Origin of the sequence: Dactylosporangium sp. CS-047395, assembly GCF_050942185.1 — a bacterium.
In the GTDB taxonomy this organism is placed as follows: Bacteria; Actinomycetota; Actinomycetes; order Mycobacteriales; family Micromonosporaceae; genus Dactylosporangium.
Map to the genome: position 1 here is coordinate 7304757 of NZ_CP192015.1, position 19973 is coordinate 7324729.

Genomic DNA, 19973 nt, shown 5'->3' on the forward strand with positions numbered 1-19973 from the left:
GCGCCAAGTGCGCGCCAGTGGTTAGCCGAGCAGGCGCTGGAGGAGCCGGTCGAAGGTGGCCAGCTCCTGCGCGTCCAACGGGGCGAAGGAGCGCTCGAGCACCTCGTTCAGCAACTGCTGGCCCTGCTCGCGGATCTCGTCGCCTCTGGTGGTGAGCCGGTGCTTGACCGCGCGGCCGGGGCCTGGGACGCGTTCGATCAGGTCGCGGTCGATCATGCGGGTGGCGAGGGTGCCGAAGGACTGGTCGGTCTGGAAGGTCAGCTGGGCCAGGTCGTGCAGGGAGGCGTCCGGGTTGCGGTGCAGGTGGCGCAGGGCGTCCCATTGGACCAGGCTCACGCCCAGCGGGGCCAGGGCGGCGTTGGCCTCGCGGTGGTGGCGCGCCTGCAGCCGCTTGACCGACAGCCCGATCTCCGAAACTGCCCTCGTCATGCCGCCCAGCGTACCTCAGGTTGTTTATATCAACATGCTGATATAAGGTTCCTGACTATGACCGTCACCTTTACCGAGCGTGGTACCGGCCGACCCGTGTTGTTGCTGCACGGCGGGGCCGGGCCCGCCTCCGTCGTCGCGTTCGCGGAGCGGTTCGCCGCCGAGCATCCGGTCCGGGTCATCACGCCGACGCATCCGGGGTTCGACGGGACCGTGCGGCCCGACGGGGTCGAGAGCATCCGGGACCTGGCCACCGTCTACAAGGGACTGCTCGACGACCTCGGGCTGGAGGACGTGGCGGTGGTCGGGAACTCGATCGGCGGGTGGATCGCGGCCGAGCTGGCCATCCTCGGGTCGCCCCGGATCTCCACGCTGGTGATCGTGGACGGGGTCGGGATCGAGGTCGAGGGGCACCCGGTCGCCGACTTCTTCGGGCTCTCGTTCGCCGAGATCGCGGCGGCCAGCTACTACGACCCGACCGGGCGGGTGATCGATCCGAGCACCATGCCCGAGGCCGCGCGGCGGAACATGGCGGGGAATCGGGAGACGCTCAGGTTGTATGCCGGGGGCATGGTGGACCCGACGCTGCTGGCCAGGCTGCAGGCGGTACAAAAGCCGGCTCTTGTGGTTTGGGGTGACAGCGACCGGATCGCCGACCCCGGCTATGGGCGGGCGTTCGCCGCCGCGATTCCGGGCGCCGCATTCGTGCTGCTGGAGCGGACGGGGCATCTGCCGCAGCTGGAGCGCCCGGACGCGCTGCTAGGTCCATTGTGGAGCTTCATCGGGTGAGACAGGGGGAACCGCCGACGCCCCGAAGGCGGTTCCCCCTGTCCTTCTCACCAGACACCCGAACAAAGTCAGCGGGAGCGGCCCGCGCGGCGCTTGGCCCACACGTCGAAGGCGACCGCGGCCAGCAGGACGATGCCCTTGACGAGCATCACGCGCTCCGGGGGCTCGCCGTTCAGGGACATGCCGTTGCTGATCACGGCCATGATGAGGCCGCCGGTGATGGCGCCGACGACCTTGCCGACGCCGCCCTGGACCGCGGCGCCGCCGATGAACGCGGCGGCGATCGCGTCGAGTTCGAAGGCGTTGCCGGCCGTCGGGCCGGCCAGGTTGAGGCGGCCGGCGAAGATGATGCCGGCGATCGCCGACAGGATGCCCATGTTGACGAAGATCCAGAAGGTGACCTGCTTGACCTTGACCCCGGAGAGGCTCGCGGCCTGCAGGTTGCCGCCGACGGCGTAGATGTGCCGGCCGAAGACGGTGCGCTGCGAGATGAGGGTGTACGTCAGCACGAGTACGGCGAGCAGGACGAGTACCCACGGAAGGTTCTTGAACCGGGCCAGCTGCACGATGACGAACATCAGCACGAGCGAGGCGCCGATGAGCTTGGCCCAGAACACCGGCAGCGAGTCGACGGCCTGGCCGTAGCCGATCCGGCCGCGGCGGGCGCGCCACTGCACGGCGATGATGCCGACCACCGTGGCGATGCCGACGAGCAGGGTGAACAGGTCCGCGCCGCCCAGCGGGCCGAGGCCGACGTTGTTGAGGAAGCCGGGGATGAAGCCGTTGGACAGGGTCCGCACGTCGTCGGCGAACGGGCCGATGCCCTGGTTGCCCAGCGTCGTCATGGTCAGCGCGCGGAAGATGAGCATGCCGGCGAGGGTGACGATGAAGGCGGGGATGCCGAAGTAGGCGATCCAGAAGCCCTGCCAGGCGCCGATCAGCCCGCCGGCCACCAGCGTGACCACGATCGCGAGCGGCCAGGGCATGTCCGCCTTGACCATGAGTACCGCGGAGAGCGCGCCGGTGACGGCGACGACCGAGCCCGCGGACAGGTCGATGTGGCCGGCGATGATGATCAGAATCATCCCGATCGCGAGGATCAGGATGTACGAGTTCTGGATCACCATGTTGGAGATGTTCTGCGGCTCCAGCAGCGAGCCGTCGGTCAGGATCGTGAAGAACACGACGATCGCGGCGAACGCGATGTAGATGCCGCTCTGGCGCAGGTTCACCGAGAACCGCGTCGGGGGCGTGACGGTCGGCTCGACCGCCGGTTCGACCACTGTGGTCATGGACGGGTTACTCCTTGATCCTGGTCATGAGCCGCATCAGCCGCTCCGGGGAGAACTCGGCGCGCTCGACCGCGCCCGTGATGCGCCCGGCCGACAGGGCGTAGATCCGGTCGCAGATGCCGAGCAGCTCGGGCAGCTCGGAGGAGATGACGAGGACCGCCTTGCCCTGGTCGGCGAGCTGGTTGATGATCGTGTAGATCTCGTACTTGGCGCCGACGTCGATGCCGCGGGTCGGCTCGTCGAGGATCAGCACGTCGGGGTCGGTGAAGATCCACTTGGCCAGCACGACCTTCTGCTGGTTGCCGCCGGAGAGCGTGCCGGCGATGGTGCCGACGTTCTTGGCCTTGATGTTGAGGCTGCCGCGGTACCGCTCGGCCACCTCGAACTCGCGGTTGTCGTCGACCCAGCCGCCCCGGGACAGCTTGCCCAGCGCGGCGCCGGAGACGTTGCGCTGGATGTCCTCGATGAGGTTGAGGCCGTAGCGCTTGCGGTCCTCGGTGGCGTAGGCGATGCCGTGGCCGATCGCCTCCTGCACCGAGCGCATCTGGATCGGCTTGCCGTGCTTGTACACCTGGCCGCTGATGTCCACGCCGTAGCTGTGCCCGAACACGCTCATCGCGAGCTCGGTGCGCCCGGCCCCCATCAGCCCGGCCAGCCCGACGATCTCGCCGGCGTGCAGGGTCAGCGAGGCGTCGTCGACGACCTTGCGGCCGTGCTGGGTCGGCGAGTGCACGGTCCAGTGCTCGATCCGCAGCATCTCCTCGCCGACGTGCGCGGTGTGCGGCGGGAAGCGGTGCTCCAGGTCGCGGCCGACCATGCCGGAGATGATCCGGTCCTCGCTGACCCCGCCCGGCGCGTGCATGTCGAGCGTCTCGATGGTCCGCCCGTCGCGCAGGATCGTGGTGGAGTCGGCGATCGACTCGATCTCGTTGAGCTTGTGCGAGATGATCACGCAGGTGACGCCCTGGTCGCGCAGGCCGCGCAGCAGGTTGAGCAGGTGCGCGGAGTCCTCGTCGTTGAGCGCCGCGGTCGGCTCGTCGAGGATCAGCAGGCGCACCTCCTTGGACAGCGCCTTGGCGATCTCGACCAGCTGCTGCTTGCCGACGCCGATGTCCATGGCCGGGGTGACCGGGTTCTCGCGCAGCCCGACCCGGTCCAGCAGCCTCGCCGCGTCGGCGTTGGTGCGGTTCCAGTCGACCAGGCCACGGCCGACCCGCTCGTTGCCCAGGAAGATGTTCTCGGCGATCGACAGGTACGGAATCAGCGCCAGTTCCTGGTGCACGATCACGATCCCGCGCCGCTCGGAGTCGCGGATGCCGTTGAAGTGGCAGGGCTCGCCCTCGAAGAGGATCTCGCCCTCGTACGAGCCGTGCCCGTACACGCCGGAGAGGACCTTCATCAGGGTCGACTTGCCGGCGCCGTTCTCGCCGCAGATGGCGTGGATCTCGCCCCGGCGCACGGTCAGGTTGACGTCGTCCAGGGCCTTCACGCCCGGGAACGTCTTGGTGATGCCCCGCATCTGCAGGAGCGCCTCGGTCATGCTTGTTCTCCTCAAGGGGGCCCGAGTTTCCCAGAAACCCGGGCCCCGGCCAAGCGCTGTTACTTGAGCTTGTCCTCGGTGTAGTAGCCACCGTCGATGAGCACGGACTTGTAGTTGGACTTGTACACCACGACCGGCTCGAGCAGGTACGACGGGACGACCTTCTTGCCGTTGTCGTAGTCCTTGGTGTTGTTCACCTCGGGCTTGCCGCCCTTGAGCACGGCGTCGCCCATCTTGACCGTGACGTCGGCCAGCTTGCGGGTGTCCTTGTAGATCGTCGCGTACTGCTCACCGGCGATGATCGACTTGACCGACGCGACCTCGGCGTCCTGACCGGTGACGATCGGGTACGCCTGGCCGCCGGTGCCGTAGCCCGCGCTCTTGAGCGCCGACAGGATGCCGATCGACAGGCCGTCGTACGGCGAGAGCACGCCCTGCACCTTGGTGCCGCCGTTGTACGTCTTGGTGATCAGGTCCTCCATGCGCTTCTGGGCCGTCGCCGGGTCCCAGCGCAGGATCGCGACCGTCTTGAAGTCGGTCTGGCCGCTCTTCACCACGAGCGTGCCCTTGTCGATGTACGGCTTGAGGGTCTCCATCGCGCCGTTGAAGAAGAAGGTCGCGTTGTTGTCGTCCGGCGAACCGGCGAACAGCTCGATGTTGAACGGCCCCTTGGCGGTGCCCTCCGAGCCGTCCTCCTTCTTCAGGCCCAGGCCGACCAGCAGCGAGGTGGCCTGCTGCACGCCGACCTTGAAGTTGTCGAAGGTGGCGTAGTAGTCGACGTTGGGCGAGTTGCGGATCAGCCGGTCGTAGGCGATGACCGGGATCTTCTTGTCGGCCGCCTCCTGCAGCTGCGTGGTGATGGCGGTGCCGTCGATCGACGCGATGATGAGCAGCTTCGCGCCCTTGGTGATCTGGTTCTCGATCTGGTTGACCTGCGTCGGGATGTCGTTCTCGGCGTACTGCAGGTCGACCTTGTACCCGAGCTTCTCCAGGGCGGCCTTGACGTTGTTGCCGTCAGCGATCCAGCGCTCCGAGGACTTGGTCGGCATCGTGACGCCGACCAGGGCACCGGCGTTGCCGGCGGGAGCGTTGGCCTCTTTGTCGGCGGTCTTCTCCGACGAACCACAGGCGGCGACGCTGAAGGCGACGGCCAGGCCGATCGCGGAAGCGGCGATACGTGCGAACTTCACTTCTCCCCCTCAGGGCAGCGTGCATCGGTCGGCGGGCGGGGCGTCAGGGTGTGAACGCTGCCACCGACTCGGTAACGAAATTGTTGCTGGGGCGTTGCCGCCACAGTGTTAACGCTCACAAAGAGGAGTGTCAAGACGAGCGATCGGATCGTGATCCGGCCGTTTCCAGCCTCTGGGCACGTGTGACGATGGTGCCCATGCGCCTGCTGAGGGGACTGCACGAACACGGTACCGACCATGGACCCGCTGTCAATGTGAACGGTCGCGGTCTGTCCGCCGATCGGTTACGCAACGCCGCCGCCGCGGTCGCCGCCGACGTGCACGGGTCCGCCACCGTGGCCGTCGACGCCACCCCGACGCTGGAGACCGTGGTCGCCGTGACCGGGGCGCTGCTGGCCGGCAGCGCGGTCGTGCCGGTGCCCGCCGACGCCGGGGACACCGAGCGCGCGCACATCCTGCGCGACTCCGGCGCGGGCGTGACCCTGAGCAACCGGCCCGAGCTGTTCCCGGGCGCGGTGCCGGTCGACGTGGCGCGCACTTCGGGCAACGGCTACCCGGAACCGGCGGCGGACGCGTGCGCGCTCGTGATGTACACCAGCGGTACCACGGGAAATCCCAAGGGCGTCGAACTGACCCACGGTGCCGTCGAGGCCGGCCTGGACGCGCTCGCCGAGGCGTGGGACTGGACCGCGGACGACCGGCTCGTGCACGGCCTGCCGCTGTTCCACGTGCACGGGCTGATCCTGGGCGTGCTCGGCGCGCTGCGGCACGGCTCGCCGCTCACGCACACCGGCCGCCCCCGCCCGGCCGCGTACGCCGCCGCCCGCGGCACCCTCTACTTCGGCGTGCCCACCGTGTGGTCGCGCATCTGCCAGGAGCCCGCCGCCGCACGGGCCCTGCGCCCGGCCCGGCTGCTCGTGTCGGGCAGCGCCCCGCTGCCGGCGCCGGTCTTCGAGCGGCTCTTCGCGCTCACCGGCCACAAGCCCGTCGAGCGCTACGGGATGACCGAAACGCTGATCACGATCTCCAGCCGGGCCGACGGCGAACGGCGCCCGGGACAGGTCGGCGTTCCGGTCACCGGCGTGCGGACGCGCCTGCTGGCCGAGGACGGCACCGAGGCCCCCCGCGACGGCGAGACGATCGGAGAGCTCCTCGTCAAAGGCCCAATGCTCCTTCGCCGGTACCGCGGGCAGTCCGCCGAGTCCGCCCGCACCCCCGACGGCTGGTTCCGCACCGGCGACCTCGCCCGGATCGCGCCCGACGGCTGGCATCGCATCGTGGGCCGGGCCTCCACCGACCTCATCAAGTGCGGCGGCTACCGCATCGGCGCCGGCGAGGTCGAGGACGCGCTGCTGGCCCACCCGGCGGTCCGCGAGGCGGCCGTGATCGGCGTGCCCGACGAGGACCTCGGCGAGGCCGTGACCGCGTTCGTGGTCACCGCCGCGCCCGTCGCCGAGCGCGACCTCATCGACTTCGTGGCGGCCCGTCTCAACGCCCACAAGCGGCCCCGCGCGGTGCACTTCGTCGACGCGCTGCCCCGCAACGCCATGGGCAAGGTGCAGAAGAAGCGGCTGGCGGGTCCTATGCTGGAGGCCTGAACTGGTTTCTGGTGGGTGGTGGTGCGCGGTGGAGACGGGCAGGATTCTGCGGTTCGACGAGGTCCGGGGTTACGGCTTCATCGCACCGAACGCGGGCGGCGAGGACGTCTTCGTGCACGCCAACGACTTCGGCGAGCAGCGCCACCTGGTGCACCCCGGGATGCGCGTGGAGTACGAGGTCGAGGAGGGCGAGCGCGGCCTGAAGGTCTCGACCGTGCGAATCCTGGACAGCGCCCCGCCGCGCCGCGAGCACGCCCGCACCACGGCCGCCGCGACCGCGCCGTTCACGCCGGTCACCGACCGCGACCACGACCACGATCAGCTCCCGGCCGGCGACGACGACGGGCTGTGCGACGTGCTGTCCAGCCGCGAGTTCACCGCCGAGGTCACCGAGCTGCTGATCCAGCACGTGCCGACGCTGACCGGCGCCCAGATCGCCCAGGCCCGCCAGCACCTGGCCGCCTTCGCCCGCTCCCACGGCTGGGTGGAGAGCTAGCAGCGGACGGTCTTTCGGGCACCGTTGGATACCGTCGGATGTCCTGAAAAGCGGTGGGGGAGCTTCGCTCCACCCACACCCCCTCAAAACCGGCGCCGGTCCGACAGGCGGCTAGTCTGTCCGGCGTGAAGGTTTTGTTCATTGGCGGCAGTGGCATCATCAGTTCCGCCTGCTCGCGGCTGGCCGTCGAGCGTGGCATCGACCTCTATGTGTTGAACCGCGGGGAGTCGAAGCAGCGGCCCCTGCCCGAATCGGCCACGTTGCTGCGGGCCGACATTCACGATCCCGCCGCGGTACGGGAGGCAGTCTCCGGCCTGTCGTTCGACGCGGTCGTGGACTGGGTCGCCTTCACCCCCGACGACGTGCGCGCGGACATCGAGCTGTTCCGCGGCCGCACCGGGCAGTACGTGTTCATCAGTTCCGCCTCGGCCTACCAGACCCCGCCGGCGCGCCTGCCGGTCGTGGAGTCCTCGCCGCTGCGGAATCCCTTCTGGCAGTACAGCCGCAACAAGATCGCCTGCGAGGACCTGCTCGTCCAGGTGTACCGCGACAAGGGCTTCCCGGCGACGATCATCCGTCCGTCGCACACGTACGACCGCACCCTCGTCCCGTTCGACGGCGGCTGGACGGTCCCGGCCCGCATGCGCGCCGGCAAGGAGATCGTCGTGCACGGCGACGGCACCTCGCTGTGGACCCTCACCCACCACGAGGACTTCGCCCGCGCCTTCGTGCCGCTGCTGGGCCACCCCCGCGCGGTCGGCGACACCTTCCAGATCACCAGCGACGACTACCTGACCTGGAACCAGATCGCCGAGCAGCTCGCCGCCGCGCTGGGCACCACCGCGAAGATCGTCCACGTCCCGTCGGACGCGATCGCCGCCGCCGACCCGGAGTGGGGCGCCGGCCTGCTGGGCGACAAGGCCCACTCGATGGTCTTCGACAACAGCAAGGTCCGCGCGCTCGTCCCCGACTACGTGGCCACCATCCCGTTCCACCAGGGCGCGCGGGAGATCGCCGCCTGGTTCGACGAGGACCCGGCCCGCCAGAGCGTCGACGAGCGCCTCGACAAGGTCATGGACGACCTCGTGGCCCGCTTCCGCGTCGCCTGAGCCGATCAGCCCCGAGGACCAGGTCGTCCGCCCTGCGCCGACGACCGGTCCCCGACGGCCGCGGCGATCGCGTCGTGCAGCCGCCCCGCGATCGCCGCCGGGTCACCGCCGGCGATCGCCTCGCCCTGCGCCGCCCCGACCGCCCGCCATACCTCGTCCATCCCGGGGAACGCCGGGATGACATCCCCGGTCGCGGCCGCCTCCCGCAGCGCCTCGACGTCGGCCTCGCCCGCCTCGGCGACGGCTCCCGCGGTGGGCGAGAGCAGCACCCGGCTCACCGCCCGCATCACGTCCGGCCGCGCCGCGTAGTCGGCGATGAGATCGTGCGCGATGTCCCGGTTCCGGCCGGCCGCGGTCAGGAAGAAGCCGCTCACCGAGACGTACGGCCGTGGCGCGTGCCCACCGTCGAACCCGGGCACCCGCGACACCCGGCACGCCACCCCGGCTCGGCGCGCGTACACCAGATCCCGCGAGTCGCCGATCAGCAGCGCCGCACGCCCGTCGTTGAACCGGGCCCGCGCATCGGCGAACTCGGCGTCCGGTCGCAGCACCCCGGCCGCGCCGAGGTCACCGAGGCGCGCGAGGGCCGCAACCGACCTGGCCGACGCGACCCCGATCCGCGACACGCTCCACCGCCCGTCGTCGTCGCGCCCGAACAGCTTGCCGCCCGCGCTGGTGTAGAGCGGCGAGAGCCGGAACGGTGTACCGCAGACCGCGAGCACATCGGCCGCCCGGCCGTCGGCCACCAACCGCTGGCCGGCCGCCACCATCGCCTCGAAGGTCGGCGGGGCCTCCGGGACGAGGTCGGTGTTGCGCAGCAGCACCGGGCACTCGATCGTCATCGGGATGCCGTACAACCGGCCGTCGAAGGTCATCGCGGCGAGCGCGGACGCCTGCAGCGCGTCCCGTTGGGCGGTCGAGACGACGAGCGGGTCGATGACGCCGTTCCCGGCCAGCATGCCGATCCAGTCGTGCGGGCCGTAGAGCGCGTCCGCGATCTCCTCGGTGTCCACCCCGGCCAGGAAGCGCGTGCGGCGGTCGTCGAAGCTGTAGGTGGTGTGCCGGACCGACACCCCGTACGCGGCGCGGAAGTCCGCCGCGAAACGCTCCAGGATCGTGGAGAGCTCGGCGAAGCCCCAGATGGCCAGGCGCGGGCTGAGCTCCTCGAGGCGGCCGTACTCGTCGCGGAGCCACCGCACGCCGCCCGCGTCGGTGAAGGTGAGCCGGGTCCGCCAGTCGCCGACCGCGGGCGGCGGGTCGATCGGCCGGGACAGGGCCGTGTCGCCGGGCGGCACGACGGGCAGGTCGAGCTTGCCCCACGCGGACCGGTCGCTCAGCCGGCGCACGGTGACATGGGCCTGGTACACCGGCGAGTCGGAGGCGTTGCGCACGCACGCGCCGGTGTTCGTCTCCCACCAGGCGGAGACCTTGGCCGCCTGCGCGCGGCGCTCGGCCTCCAGCGCGGCCGCGAGGCGTTGCTCGTTGCGTTCGTCGCGGGCGAGTTCGATCCGGAACGTCCGGTACGACGCGACGGCGGCGATCGCGGCGAAGGCCAGCGCGATCAGCGCCGCGAGCGCGGAGATCCAGGTGGCGAGGTCGCCCCACTGCACGTACCGAACGTAACAACCGGCGTCCAGTCGGTGGGCGGGCGGCGGAGACGGTCCGGGCGTGCGAGGCTGGCGGGTATGAGCAAGGACGATCTGCGGCAGTACTTGCAGCGGGGCCGCGACGCGCTGGTGTGGAAGCTCGACGGGCTCAGCGAGTACGACGCCCGCCGGCCGCTCGTGCCCACCGGGACGAACCTGCTCGGGCTGGTCAAGCACGTCGCGTCGGTCGAGGCCGGCTACTTCGGGGAGACCTTCGGCCGGCCGTTCCCCGAGCCGCTGCCGTGGTTCGATGACGACGACGCCGAGGTCAACGCCGACATGTGGGTCACGCCGCAGGAGTCGCGGCAGGACATCGTCGGGCTGTACCGGCGGGTCTGGGCGCACTCCGACGCCACCATCGAGGCGCTCGACCTCGACGCGCACGGGCGGGTGCCGTGGTGGAAGCCGGAGAGCGCGGACGTGACCCTGCACCGGGTGCTGATCCACATGATCGCCGAGAACGAGCGGCACTGCGGGCACGCCGACATCATCCGGGAGCTCATCGACGGCGCGGCCGGCGTCCGGGCCGACAGCAGCAACCTCGCGTTCGGCAGCGCCGAGGAGTTCAAGGCCTTCCACGACCGGATCGAGCAGGCCGCCCGGGAAGCTTAGATCCCCACCCGGGCCCGGATGACCGCGACCAGGGAGTCCTGCACGGACTCCAGGGTCCGGTCGGGCTCGAAGACCAGCCAGTCGACGGCGACGACGAGACACACGCCGAACAGCGCCGCGGCGGCCATCCGCACGTCGAGGTCCGTGTCGAAAAAGCCCTCGTCGACGCCGCGGCGCAGGACGTCCGCGATGACGCCCACCGCCTCGTCGCGCAGCAGGTGCAGGGTCTGGTGCCACTCGCGGTTGGTGCGCCACATCTCCGACAGCAGCAGCTGGGCGAAGGAGCGGTGCCGCTGGATGTACGCCAGCTCCGCCCGGATCAGGCCCACCGCCTGCTCGGGCGGGGTCCGCGCGGCCGCCACGGCGGCCCGGAAGTCGGCGGTGAGCAGGCCGACCCCGTGCCGCAGCAGCGCCTCGAACAGCGCGTTCTTCGAGGGGAAGTTGTAGTACACGGTCCCCTTGGCGACGCCCGCCGCGACCGCGATGTCGTCGACCGTGGTGGCCGAGAAGCCGTGCTCGGCGATCAGCTCCATGGCCGCGTCGTACAGGCGCTGCTTGGTGTCGTCGCGGCGGCGGGTGCGACCGTCGGGCACGGTTCGGGACTCCCTACATGACCAGGTCCGGGTGGAGCTTCGCCGGGGTGAGCCGGCGCCCGCGCCACGCCGCGAGGGTGGTCAGGGCGAACGCGGCGGCGGCGAACCCGGCCAGGACGAGCGCTCCGGTGACCACCGTACCGCCCGGGCCCCCGTTGACGAGGTGCCGCAGCCCCGACACCACGTACGTCATCGGCAGGAACGGGTGCACGGCCTGCAGGAAGCCCGGCGTGGTCTCGATCGGGTACGTGCCGCCCGACGACGTCAGCTGCAGCATGAGCACCGCCAGCGCGACGAGCCGCCCGGCCGGGCCGAGCCGGGCCCCGAACCACTGGATCAGCGCCGTGAACGCGACCGCGGTCAGGCAGAGGAACCCGTACATGGCCAGCGGATGCGCCGGGTGCAGGCCGAGCGTGAAGCGGACCACGAGGAACAGCGCGGTCGCCTGCACCACCCCGATCAGCAGCGCCGGCAGCCAGCCCGCGAGCGCGACCCGCCCCGGGGCCGCGCCGGAGACCAGGTGGCGGCGGGTCAGCGGGCGCAGCACCATGTAGCTGATCATCGCGCCGACCCACAGGGCCAGGCCGAGGAAGTACGGCGCGAAGCCCGCCCCGTACGTGCCCGCCGGATGCTCGGTCTCGCGGTCCAGCGCCACCGGATCGCCGAGGACGCCGGCCCGCTCGGCGCGGGTGTCCGGGTCGTACCCGGGGATCTTCCCGGCCCCGTCGGCCAGCCCGTCGGCGAGGCGGGTGGCCCCGGCGCCGAGGTCGGTCAGGCCCGCGGCGAGGCGGTGACCGCCGTCGGACAGGGTGCCCAGGCCGCTGTCGAGCTGGCGGGCCCCGGACGACAGCCGATACAACCCGCCCTGCAGGTCCTTCGCCCCGGTCACGGCCGCTCCAGTACCGGTGTGCAGCTTGTCGGCCCCACCCGCCAGCTGGTCGAGGCCGGTCGCGAGCTGGTCGACCTGCGCCCGCGCGGCGGCCACGTCGTCGGCCAGGTGCGGGGCCGCCTGCGCGACCTCGCGGGCCGTCCGCGCCACCGCCTGCATCTGGGCGCGCAGCTGGTCGAGGTCGCCGGTGTCGAGCCGGGTCTGCAGCTGCTGCGCGGCCTTGGCGGCGGCGTCGGCCGCCCGCACCGCGGCCTGGTACTCCGCGCTGTCCTTGAGCTGCGGGTACTGCTCCCCCAGCCGCTCCAGGCCGGCCCTGGTCGCCGCGGTCTGCTGGGCGGCGGTCGTCGCCAGGCCCGGCAGCGCGTCGAGGTGCTGCAGGATCAGGTCGGCCCCGTCGGCGATCGCGGTCGCCGCGTTCGCGATCAGCTCGGCGTTGTCCCGCAGGACGGGCCCGACCTTGTCGGCGGCGGCGTCGACCTTCCCGGCGAGCAGGCGCCCACCGGCCGCGGCCTGCGCGGTGCCGTCCGCGAGCTGGGCGGCGCCGGCGTCGAGGGCGACGAGCCCGTCGTACAGCTGCTGCGACCCGGCGGTGGCCTGCGCGAGCCCGTCGTCGAGCTGCCCGGCCCCGCTGTGCGCCCGGTCGATGCCGTCGCTGAGGTCGCCGGCCCCGCTCCTGGCGTCGGCCGCGCCGCCGGCGAGCTGGGAGGCGCCGGTCGCGGCCTGCTGGGTCTGGCTCTTGAGGTCGGTGAAGCCGATGAGCATCTTGTCGAAGTAGCCGCGCGCGGCGGTGCTCGACGCGCTGGCCCGCACCTCGGTGAAGACGCTGCGGGAGAGCTGCCCGGACAGGTAGTTGGTGGCGTCGTCGTTGACCACGGTCAGCTGCCCGCGGGCCGGATCGCGCGCCGGGTCGGGCGGGGTGACCAGCGAGGCGGAGAAGTCGGCCGGGATGGTGAAGATTATCTGGTACCGGCCGTCCTCCAACCCCCGCCGCGCCTGCTCGGCGGTCGCGGGCTGCCAGCCGAACACGTCGCGGTGCTGCAGCTCGGCCGCGAGGTCCTTGCCGGCGTCGAGGGTGCTGCCGTCCTGCGCCGTCGCCGGCCGGTCCGCGTTGACGATGGCGACCGGGATGTGGCGCATGTTGCCGTACGGGTCCCAGAACGCCCACAGGTACAGCGCGCCGTACAGCAGCGGGATCAACGCCAGCACGACCAGCGCCGCGACGGTGATCGGCGCGCGGAGGAACCGCCGCAGCTCGAACAGGTTCATGCCGCACGCTCCGTCACCACGACCGCCGGGCCGCTCTCGCGCAGGGTCTTCTCCAGCACCGTTCGCTCCACTTCGGACAGTCCATTGTCGACGTCGTCGACGAGGATGACGCCGGGCTCGTTCACCAGGGCCAGGGCCAGGCACAGCCGATGCGCGCCGAGCCGGTCGAGGTCCCGCCCGAGCGCCTTCGGATCCAGCGGTACGTCCCGCAGGTGCTCCAGCGCCTCCCGCCGGCGTTTGCGCAGGTTCCACGGGGCCCGCCCGAGCAGCACCAGCCGCTCCTCCATGTGCTCGGCGACGCTCAGCCCCGGCTCGGGCTCGTTGACCCCGGCCACGAACCCGAGCGCGGCCGGAGCGGTGCGCGTGACGGTGCCCTCGGTCGTCCTGAAGTACCCGGCGAGCGCGAGGAGCAGCGAGGTCCGCCCGCTGCCGGCCGCCCCGTCGAGCGCCACGTACTCGCCGGGCGCCACGCTCAGATCAACCCCACGGAACACCCACCCGCGCCGCGTGCGCGCCCCGAGCCCCTCGGCGACGAGGACCGCATCCCCCACGACAACCTCCCTGGTTTGTACTGACCAGTCAGTCTAAAAACATGCGCGCACTCCAGCGCTATTCCTTGCGTCACTAACCCCAATGGGGTTACATAGGGGTCATGACAATCGTGCGCGTCGACGTGACGCTTCCCGACGAGTTGGCCGCGGCCCTGGAACACTCCGGCGTGCCGGTCTCGGCGCTGTGCGAGCGCGCCCTGGAGCAGGCGGTCCGCCGCGTGCACGCCCTGCGCGCCGGCACCCTGGACGACGCCGCCCTGCCCCACTGGACCGCCCGTGCCCGCACCGCCGTCCGCCTGGCCGCGACCCGCACCGAGGCACCGGTGACCACGGCGGATCTGCTGCACGGCCTGCTCACGGAGGGAGCGAACCTGGGCGTACGACTGCTCCCGGCCCTGTCCCTCAACCCGGACTCCTTGCAGGCCGACCTGGCCACAGCCCCGGCCACGGAGGACGACACTCCCGGCTGGTCGGGCCCGGCCGCGGCGGCGCTGGAACTGACCCTGGCCGAGGCGACCCTGCTGGGCCACAACTACGTCGGCGGCGAACACCTGCTGCTGGGCCTGCTCGCCGAACCCGACGGCTTCGCGGGCCGCACCCTGCGCTCCCACGGCGCCGACCTGCCGGCGGCCCGCGCGGCGGTCACGACGGCTCTGGCCGGATTCGCGCATGCCCGGGCAACGAGCGCTTGACCGGCTCGCGGGCGCGCTGCTCTACCTGGCGCTGATCCTGCCGCTGCTGCTCGAACCCGGCGTCTTGGGGTGCTGACGACATGTCGGGCGCTCCGCGCCACGACATGCTCGGATTTATCGCCCGACGGGCGGCAAATCGCACCGGTCTTTTTTGTTGGCATTTCGCGGCGACCGGGTAGTCCTCCCCGCATGCCGTTTCCAGCAGGCGGTGGCCCTCAGCCGGCGGGTGCAGGCGGCGCCCGCCGGCGCTCCCCGCCGCGAGCCGCGAGAAGCGAGCCGCGCGCGAGGGGTCGTGCCCAACGGGCGCAGGCGGCGCCCCCCGGCCCTCCTCGACACGAACCGCGAGTCGCGAGGGGCGAGCCGCGCGCGAGGGGTCGTGCTCAACGGGCGCAGGCGGCGCCCGCCGGCCCTCCTCGACACGAGCCGCGAACCGCGAGTCGCGAGGAGCGAACCGCGAGGAGCGAGCCGCGCGAGGGGTCGTGCTCAACGAGCGCAGGCGGCGCCCGTCAGTGTGAAGGCGCGCGCCGGCTGGCGACGCCGTTGGTACACGGCGCTCACCATCGCGAGCGCCCAGCGCATTCGCGCCACGGCCACCTCGGGGTGGTCGCCGAACTCCCCTGCCACACACGCCGCGCAGCCGCGGCTGCCGAATCGCGCGAAGGACTCCGCGACGGCCTTGCGCACCTCGACCGCCGCCGGCAACTCCGACGACTGCACGCTTGAAACGAACAGCGCCTCGGCGCGCGCGATCGCCAACACGTCGGGCATCTCGCACCTCCCTGGAACGTTCACCCTGCTCACACCGTAGGAAAACGGCGTGCCGAGCCGCATCCGGGGCGCACCCCGGCCGGTCCCCGAGGACCGGCCCTGAGCCGACCCCGGTGATCCGCGCGGAACGGATCGATCCCGGCTGGGCGGGGAGCGCGCACGCCTGGGACCTCTTCCAGTAGAGCACTCAACGTGACTCGATGATCACTGAGGTCGCCTTTCCGACCCCGGCCGACCTGCTCTGCGACATCACGTGCCCCGTACCCGTCCGTGCCGCGATCACGCGCGGTACGCGTCCACCAGGTCCAGCAGGGCCCGGATCGCCGCGGTCGGGCGGCGGGTCGCGGCGGTGGCGACGGCGAAGCTCCAGCGCAGGTCCGTGGTGATCGGGCGGACGCGCAGGCCGGGTCCGTCCGGCGCCGCGAAGCGCGGGATCAGGGCCACCCCGAGACCCTCCCGCACGTACTGCCGGACCGTCGCGATGTCCGCCACCTCCAGGGCGACCCGGCGGCGCAGCCCGGCGGCGGCGAACCCGCGGTCGACTTCGGAGCGGTTGCCGTACCCCGGCGGAGAATCGACGAACGGCTCGTCGGCCAGGTCGGCCAGGGTCAGCGCGTCATGCCCCGCGAGGGGGTGCGCGACCGGCAGGACGGCCACGATGGGCTCCGCGGCCAGGGTGCGCACGGACAGCCCGGCCGGCGCGCGGCCCGACAGCGACAGGAACGCGACATCCAGCTCCCCGTCGAGCAGGCTCGCGGCCAGGCCCGCCGAACCGGTCGGGGCGGCCCGCAGGCGCAGGTCGACGCCGGGGTGCTCGGCCCGGTAGCGCCCCAGCAGCCCCGGCAGGTCCACGAACCCCACCGAGATCAGCGTCCCGATCCGCAGCGTCCCGCGCAGGCCCCCGCGCACCTCGGCCACGGCGTCCCGCGCGGCCTGGGCGGCGTCGATCGTGGCGCGGGCGGCGGGCAGCAGCGCGGCCCCGGCGTCGGTCAGCTCGACCCGCTGGGAGCTGCGCTCGAAGAGCTTCGCGCCGAGCTCGCGCTCCAGGGCCCGCACGGCGGCGGAGACCCCGGACTGCACGACCCGCAGGCGCTGCGCCGCGCGGGTGAAGTTGCGCTCCTCGGCGACCGTCACGAAGTACACGAGATGCCGCAGCTCCACGGCCAGCATTATCGCATTTCGTGATGGACGCGAGCACGAAGATTCGTTGGCGGTGCTGATGCCGGCGAGCCACAGTCCAGAACGTGACGATGCTCCTGTCGCGCCCCGCGGCGCCCGAGACCAACCGCAGCCGCCGAATGAGCCACGAGCAGGGGTTCTGGGCGATCGCGCTCGCCTTCGCCGTCTCGCTGGCGTTCACCGTCGTCCCGACCCCGCTGTGGGCGCTCTACCAGCGGCACGACGGGTACTCCACGATCGGCGTCACCATCGCCTTCGCCGCCTACGCGTTCGGCGTGATCGTGAGCCTGTTCCTGGCCGGCCACGTCTCGGACTGGCTGGGCCGGCGCCGGGTGCTGCTGCCCGCCGTGCTCCTCGAGGCGCTCGCCGCGGTGCTGTTCCTCACCTCGACCTCGTTCACCGTGGTGGTCGTGGCCCGGCTGGTGACCGGCCTCGGCCTCGGCATGATCACCGCGACGGCCACGGCCCAGCTGTCCGAGCTGCACGCCAAGGCCCGCCCGCACGCCGGCCGGGCCCGCGGCGACCTGGTCGCCACCGTGGCCAACCTGGGCGGCTTCGCGTTCGGCCCGGTCGTGTCGGGCCTGCTCGCCCAGTACGTGTCGGCGCCGCTGCGCACCCCGTACCTGGTCTTCCTGGTCCTGCTGCTGCTCGCGGCCCTGGCGGTCGCCCTGGTGCCGGAGACGGTCGCGGTGTCGTCGCGCCGGTACCGCCCGCAGCGCGTCGGTGTCCCCGCCGCCGCCCGTCCCCGCTACTTCGCCGCCGCGACCGGTGCCTTCGCCGCCCTGTCGGTCCTGGGCCTGTTCACGTCCCTCGCCCCCGCGTTCGTGGCCGGCACCCTGCACCACCCGTCCCGCGCCCTGGCCGGCGCCGTGGCGTCGCTGGTCTTCGGCTCCGGCGCGCTCACCCAGGTCCTGCTGCGCCGCCGCTCGATCCGCGGCCAGCTCGCGACCGGCCTCACCCTGATCGTCCTCGGCCTCGCCACGGTGACGGCCGCCGTGTGGGCCGAGTCCCTGGCCGTCTTCCTGGCCGGCGGCGTGCTGGCCGGCGCCGGGGCGGGGGCGCTGCTCAAGGGCGCGATCTCCACCGTGGTGGACCTGGCCCCGGCCGGCATCCGCGGTGAGGCTTTGGCCGGTCTTTTCCTCGGGGGGTACCTCGGGCTGGCGGTACCCGTCCTGGGCCTGGGCATCCTGACCCAGCTGGTCAGCGCGCCCGTCGCCCTGCTGGGGTTCGCCGCCGCGATCACCGCGCTGGTGGCTGTGGTGGCCCGCCCACTCCTGCACCAGCGCGGCTAGATCACGCCTTCGGCAGCCGGGCGCTGGCACCTCCCCGGGTGTCGGCGACCTGCCGCGCCAGGGCCTTGACGGCCGGACTGGTCCCGTTGGCAATCTCGGACCCGGCCAGGTTGGCCAGCTGATCGAGATGCTCCCGCAGGCAGTCGACCGCCTGCCGCTCGAACGCGGCCCCGTCGTTCTGCCGCAATGCGGCGAGCCGGTCGGCGTCCACCAGTCCCGGCATCTTGTGGCCCTTGTGCGGGTTGTCCTTGGGCAGTCCCGCCTGGTCGGAGAGCGCGCGGAGCTTCGGGAGCTCCTGGTCGTACACGCCGTGCAGCTCCCCCGCGAGCTTGACCAGGTTTTGGTCCTGGGCCTTGTCACGTACCAGATCGAGCACGGGGATGAGCTGCTCGTCCATGGGGATCATGAGCTCGACCCAGGCCAGGTCGGTCCCCCCGAACTCGGTGGTTGCCGGTGGCGGCGCGGCGGCGGGTTTCGCTGCTTCGCCGCACCCTGCCAGCAGCGCGATCATGACGGCGAGCAACACGAGCGGCCGTGGCGGCGGTCGTCGCATGGTGGTGGCCTCCTTGCCGATGGGCGTACGAGCCTGCGGCTGCGGCGTTCCGGGGCGCCCAGAGCCCCGCGGTGGAACGCCGCAACCGCGAGGTCCCGGCGGCGGGGACCCCAACCCGGTCACCGCCACAACGGCACGTACGGATCGCCCGGCTCTCGACCGGACGACGCCCACCGGCGCACGGTTCGGCGCGCGTGCCCGCCCAGGCACTCGCGAACGCTCGGGCAGCCCCCGCCTGGATGACCGACCCGAACGCCCGACTTTCGCGCACAACCCACCGGCGGACCCAGTTCAGCCCCCGTCGGGCCCGCTGACCCGCTGTACTGGCCGCCTTATCCGGACAACGCTCCACCTCAGGCACCCGATCCCTTGGAGAGCGCTCTCCGTTCCCACCAGTCTCGCGGCTGTCTCAGGCGGTGTCAACAGGGGGAACGCGGTGTGGGAGCAATCTTGGGAGAGCGCTCTCCCGCGCCCCTCCCCGGTCCTCCCGACGGCTTCTTGCTCTCCTCCGGACCGATGGGCACCGCAGCAGTGCGCTCGGCCGATGGTTTCGGCCCGCCTGGCGGCGACCCACAGGGTTGGCGTGGTCCCGGTCCGACTCTGGTCAAGGTTCGGCGGTCCAGACCGTAGAAGCCTCAGCCGTCCAGACGGACCTGAGCGAGAGTGTGCGTACCGATGGCGTGCATCTCAGCAGTCCCGGAGACGTCAGCAGCGATAGCCGCCCCGATATTGAGAGCCCACCCCCGCCCCCGCTGCCAAGTGTCCTCATCGACGTCGAGCCCACCCCGGAAGACAGCCCGAGCGGGAGCATCGAACACGAGCCAAGCAGCGGCGAGGTCAGTGGCGGGGTCCCCAGCCGTAAGGTCGCCGAAGTCAAGGACCGCCGACAGCGACCCATCCACCCCAGCAAGGAGATTCGCCGGGTGGAGATCCCCGTGGACCCAGAGCGGCGGCCCACCCCAGAACGGTACCGCCGCCAGCTCTTTCCACAATGGACGAAGCTCCAATGGCACCCGCCCCGAGGCGAACCGCTCCGCCATCGCCGCAGCGCGGGTGGACAAGGGAACGCCGCGAACCGGATTCGCGGGTGCGTCCACAGGTGCGGGCCGGTGCAAGGCGGTCAAGAACGAAGCGAGCTGCGCAGCGAAGGACAGGCGACCAGGCACGGGCAGAGAAGCGACCACGGCGCCGGAAAGCCAGGGCGTGATGCTCCACGGGTACGGGAAGTAGTCCGTGGCAACGCCCGCGCGAATCGGTGCGGGGATCGGTACCGGCAAAGCAAATGTCGGCAGCCAGCGCTGCTCGTGCGTGATCAACGCGGCCGCCACCCGCCGGCGGGGGACGCGGACGGCCAGGTCGGGGCCCAGGCGGAAGATGGCGTTGTCCCAGCCCATCGCGACCGGCGTCAACGGGCCGTCGAGGTCCGGGTGCTGGTCGCGGATCAGGGTGTGGACCAGTGCGGCGTCCACGGCGATGTCGGCCTCCACCC

The 19973-nt window shown here is 71.8% G+C and carries 19 protein-coding genes; 7 read left to right on the forward strand and 12 right to left on the reverse strand.

What is annotated here, in order from left to right; genetic code table 11:
• Positions 1-21: 21 nt before the first annotated feature.
• Positions 22-429 (reverse strand): MarR family winged helix-turn-helix transcriptional regulator, encoded by a 408-nt coding sequence (locus ACQP00_RS34425; RefSeq protein WP_433203596.1) that lies wholly within the window; start codon positions 427-429, stop codon positions 22-24.
• 57 nt (positions 430-486) lie between these two features.
• Here ACQP00_RS34425 and ACQP00_RS34430 point away from each other — a divergent pair, with 57 nt between their 5' ends.
• Positions 487-1218: an alpha/beta fold hydrolase gene (locus ACQP00_RS34430; RefSeq protein ID WP_433203599.1), complete on the forward strand. Its 732-nt coding sequence runs from the start codon at positions 487-489 to the stop codon at positions 1216-1218.
• Positions 1219-1286: 68 nt separating this feature from the next.
• Here ACQP00_RS34430 and mmsB read toward each other — a convergent pair whose 3' ends face one another.
• From mmsB to chvE, 3 genes are read right to left on the reverse strand one after another with little or no spacing between them, the layout of a single operon-like run.
• Entirely contained in the window at positions 1287-2510 is a 1224-nt protein-coding gene (gene mmsB / locus ACQP00_RS34435) for a multiple monosaccharide ABC transporter permease (protein WP_433203602.1), read from the reverse strand.
• A 7-nt stretch (positions 2511-2517) separates the two neighbouring features.
• Positions 2518-4050, reverse strand: a complete 1533-nt coding sequence (gene mmsA, locus ACQP00_RS34440) for a multiple monosaccharide ABC transporter ATP-binding protein (RefSeq protein ID WP_433203605.1) — start codon at positions 4048-4050, stop codon at positions 2518-2520.
• A 59-nt stretch (positions 4051-4109) separates the two neighbouring features.
• Positions 4110-5240 (reverse strand): multiple monosaccharide ABC transporter substrate-binding protein, encoded by a 1131-nt coding sequence (gene chvE, locus ACQP00_RS34445; protein WP_433203608.1) that lies wholly within the window; start codon positions 5238-5240, stop codon positions 4110-4112.
• 197 nt (positions 5241-5437) lie between these two features.
• Between chvE and ACQP00_RS34450 the strand changes: the two genes are divergently transcribed.
• From ACQP00_RS34450 to ACQP00_RS34460, 3 genes are all read left to right on the forward strand, one after another.
• A complete protein-coding gene (locus ACQP00_RS34450; RefSeq protein WP_433203611.1) occupies positions 5438-6838 on the forward strand; it encodes an AMP-binding protein in 1401 nt (466 codons plus the stop codon).
• A 28-nt stretch (positions 6839-6866) separates the two neighbouring features.
• A complete protein-coding gene (locus ACQP00_RS34455) occupies positions 6867-7334 on the forward strand; it encodes a cold-shock protein (protein ID WP_433203614.1) in 468 nt (155 codons plus the stop codon).
• A gap of 125 nt (positions 7335-7459) precedes the next feature.
• A complete protein-coding gene (locus ACQP00_RS34460; protein ID WP_433203617.1) occupies positions 7460-8443 on the forward strand; it encodes an SDR family oxidoreductase in 984 nt (327 codons plus the stop codon).
• Positions 8444-8448: 5 nt separating this feature from the next.
• Here ACQP00_RS34460 and ACQP00_RS34465 read toward each other — a convergent pair whose 3' ends face one another.
• Positions 8449-10053 carry a sugar ABC transporter substrate-binding protein gene (locus ACQP00_RS34465; protein ID WP_433203620.1) on the reverse strand — a complete coding sequence of 535 codons (1605 nt, stop codon included), beginning with the start codon at positions 10051-10053 and terminating at the stop codon, positions 8449-8451.
• 75 nt (positions 10054-10128) lie between these two features.
• Here ACQP00_RS34465 and ACQP00_RS34470 point away from each other — a divergent pair, with 75 nt between their 5' ends.
• Complete coding sequence (locus ACQP00_RS34470; protein ID WP_433203623.1) at positions 10129-10701, forward strand: DinB family protein; 573 nt, start codon at positions 10129-10131, stop codon at positions 10699-10701.
• On the opposite strand, the gene ACQP00_RS34475 is transcribed toward ACQP00_RS34470, so the two are convergent.
• From ACQP00_RS34475 to ACQP00_RS34485, 3 genes are read right to left on the reverse strand one after another with little or no spacing between them, the layout of a single operon-like run.
• The gene (locus tag ACQP00_RS34475; RefSeq protein ID WP_433203626.1) at positions 10698-11294 is read right to left on the reverse strand and encodes a TetR/AcrR family transcriptional regulator; all 597 of its coding nucleotides are present in this window, start codon (positions 11292-11294) and stop codon (positions 10698-10700) included. The two genes, ACQP00_RS34470 and ACQP00_RS34475, sit on opposite strands and share 4 nt — an antisense overlap.
• A gap of 13 nt (positions 11295-11307) precedes the next feature.
• Positions 11308-13449 (reverse strand): YhgE/Pip family protein, encoded by a 2142-nt coding sequence (locus ACQP00_RS34480; protein WP_433203629.1) that lies wholly within the window; start codon positions 13447-13449, stop codon positions 11308-11310.
• Positions 13446-14000, reverse strand: a complete 555-nt coding sequence (locus ACQP00_RS34485; RefSeq protein ID WP_433203632.1) for an ATP-binding cassette domain-containing protein — start codon at positions 13998-14000, stop codon at positions 13446-13448. Before ACQP00_RS34485 ends, ACQP00_RS34480 begins: the two co-directional genes overlap by 4 nt.
• A gap of 101 nt (positions 14001-14101) precedes the next feature.
• On the opposite strand from ACQP00_RS34485, the gene ACQP00_RS34490 reads away from it, so the two are divergent.
• Entirely contained in the window at positions 14102-14692 is a 591-nt protein-coding gene (locus tag ACQP00_RS34490; RefSeq protein ID WP_433203635.1) for a Clp protease N-terminal domain-containing protein, read from the forward strand.
• 483 nt (positions 14693-15175) lie between these two features.
• Here ACQP00_RS34490 and ACQP00_RS34495 read toward each other — a convergent pair whose 3' ends face one another.
• Together ACQP00_RS34495 and ACQP00_RS34500 are read right to left on the reverse strand one after the other, a co-directional pair.
• The gene (locus tag ACQP00_RS34495; RefSeq protein WP_433203638.1) at positions 15176-15460 is read right to left on the reverse strand and encodes a hypothetical protein; all 285 of its coding nucleotides are present in this window, start codon (positions 15458-15460) and stop codon (positions 15176-15178) included.
• A 279-nt stretch (positions 15461-15739) separates the two neighbouring features.
• Entirely contained in the window at positions 15740-16621 is an 882-nt protein-coding gene (locus tag ACQP00_RS34500) for a LysR family transcriptional regulator (protein ID WP_433203641.1), read from the reverse strand.
• An 89-nt stretch (positions 16622-16710) separates the two neighbouring features.
• On the opposite strand from ACQP00_RS34500, the gene ACQP00_RS34505 reads away from it, so the two are divergent.
• Entirely contained in the window at positions 16711-17931 is a 1221-nt protein-coding gene (locus ACQP00_RS34505) for an MFS transporter (protein ID WP_433224097.1), read from the forward strand.
• Between the two features lies 1 nt (position 17932).
• On the opposite strand, the gene ACQP00_RS34510 is transcribed toward ACQP00_RS34505, so the two are convergent.
• Together ACQP00_RS34510 and ACQP00_RS34515 are read right to left on the reverse strand one after the other, a co-directional pair.
• Positions 17933-18484 carry a DUF305 domain-containing protein gene (locus ACQP00_RS34510; RefSeq protein ID WP_433203644.1) on the reverse strand — a complete coding sequence of 184 codons (552 nt, stop codon included), beginning with the start codon at positions 18482-18484 and terminating at the stop codon, positions 17933-17935.
• Between the two features lie 635 nt (positions 18485-19119).
• On the reverse strand, positions 19120-19971 hold the full coding sequence (locus ACQP00_RS34515) for an aminoglycoside phosphotransferase family protein (RefSeq protein ID WP_433203647.1): 852 nt from the start codon (positions 19969-19971) through the stop codon (positions 19120-19122).
• Positions 19972-19973: the final 2 nt, after the last annotated feature.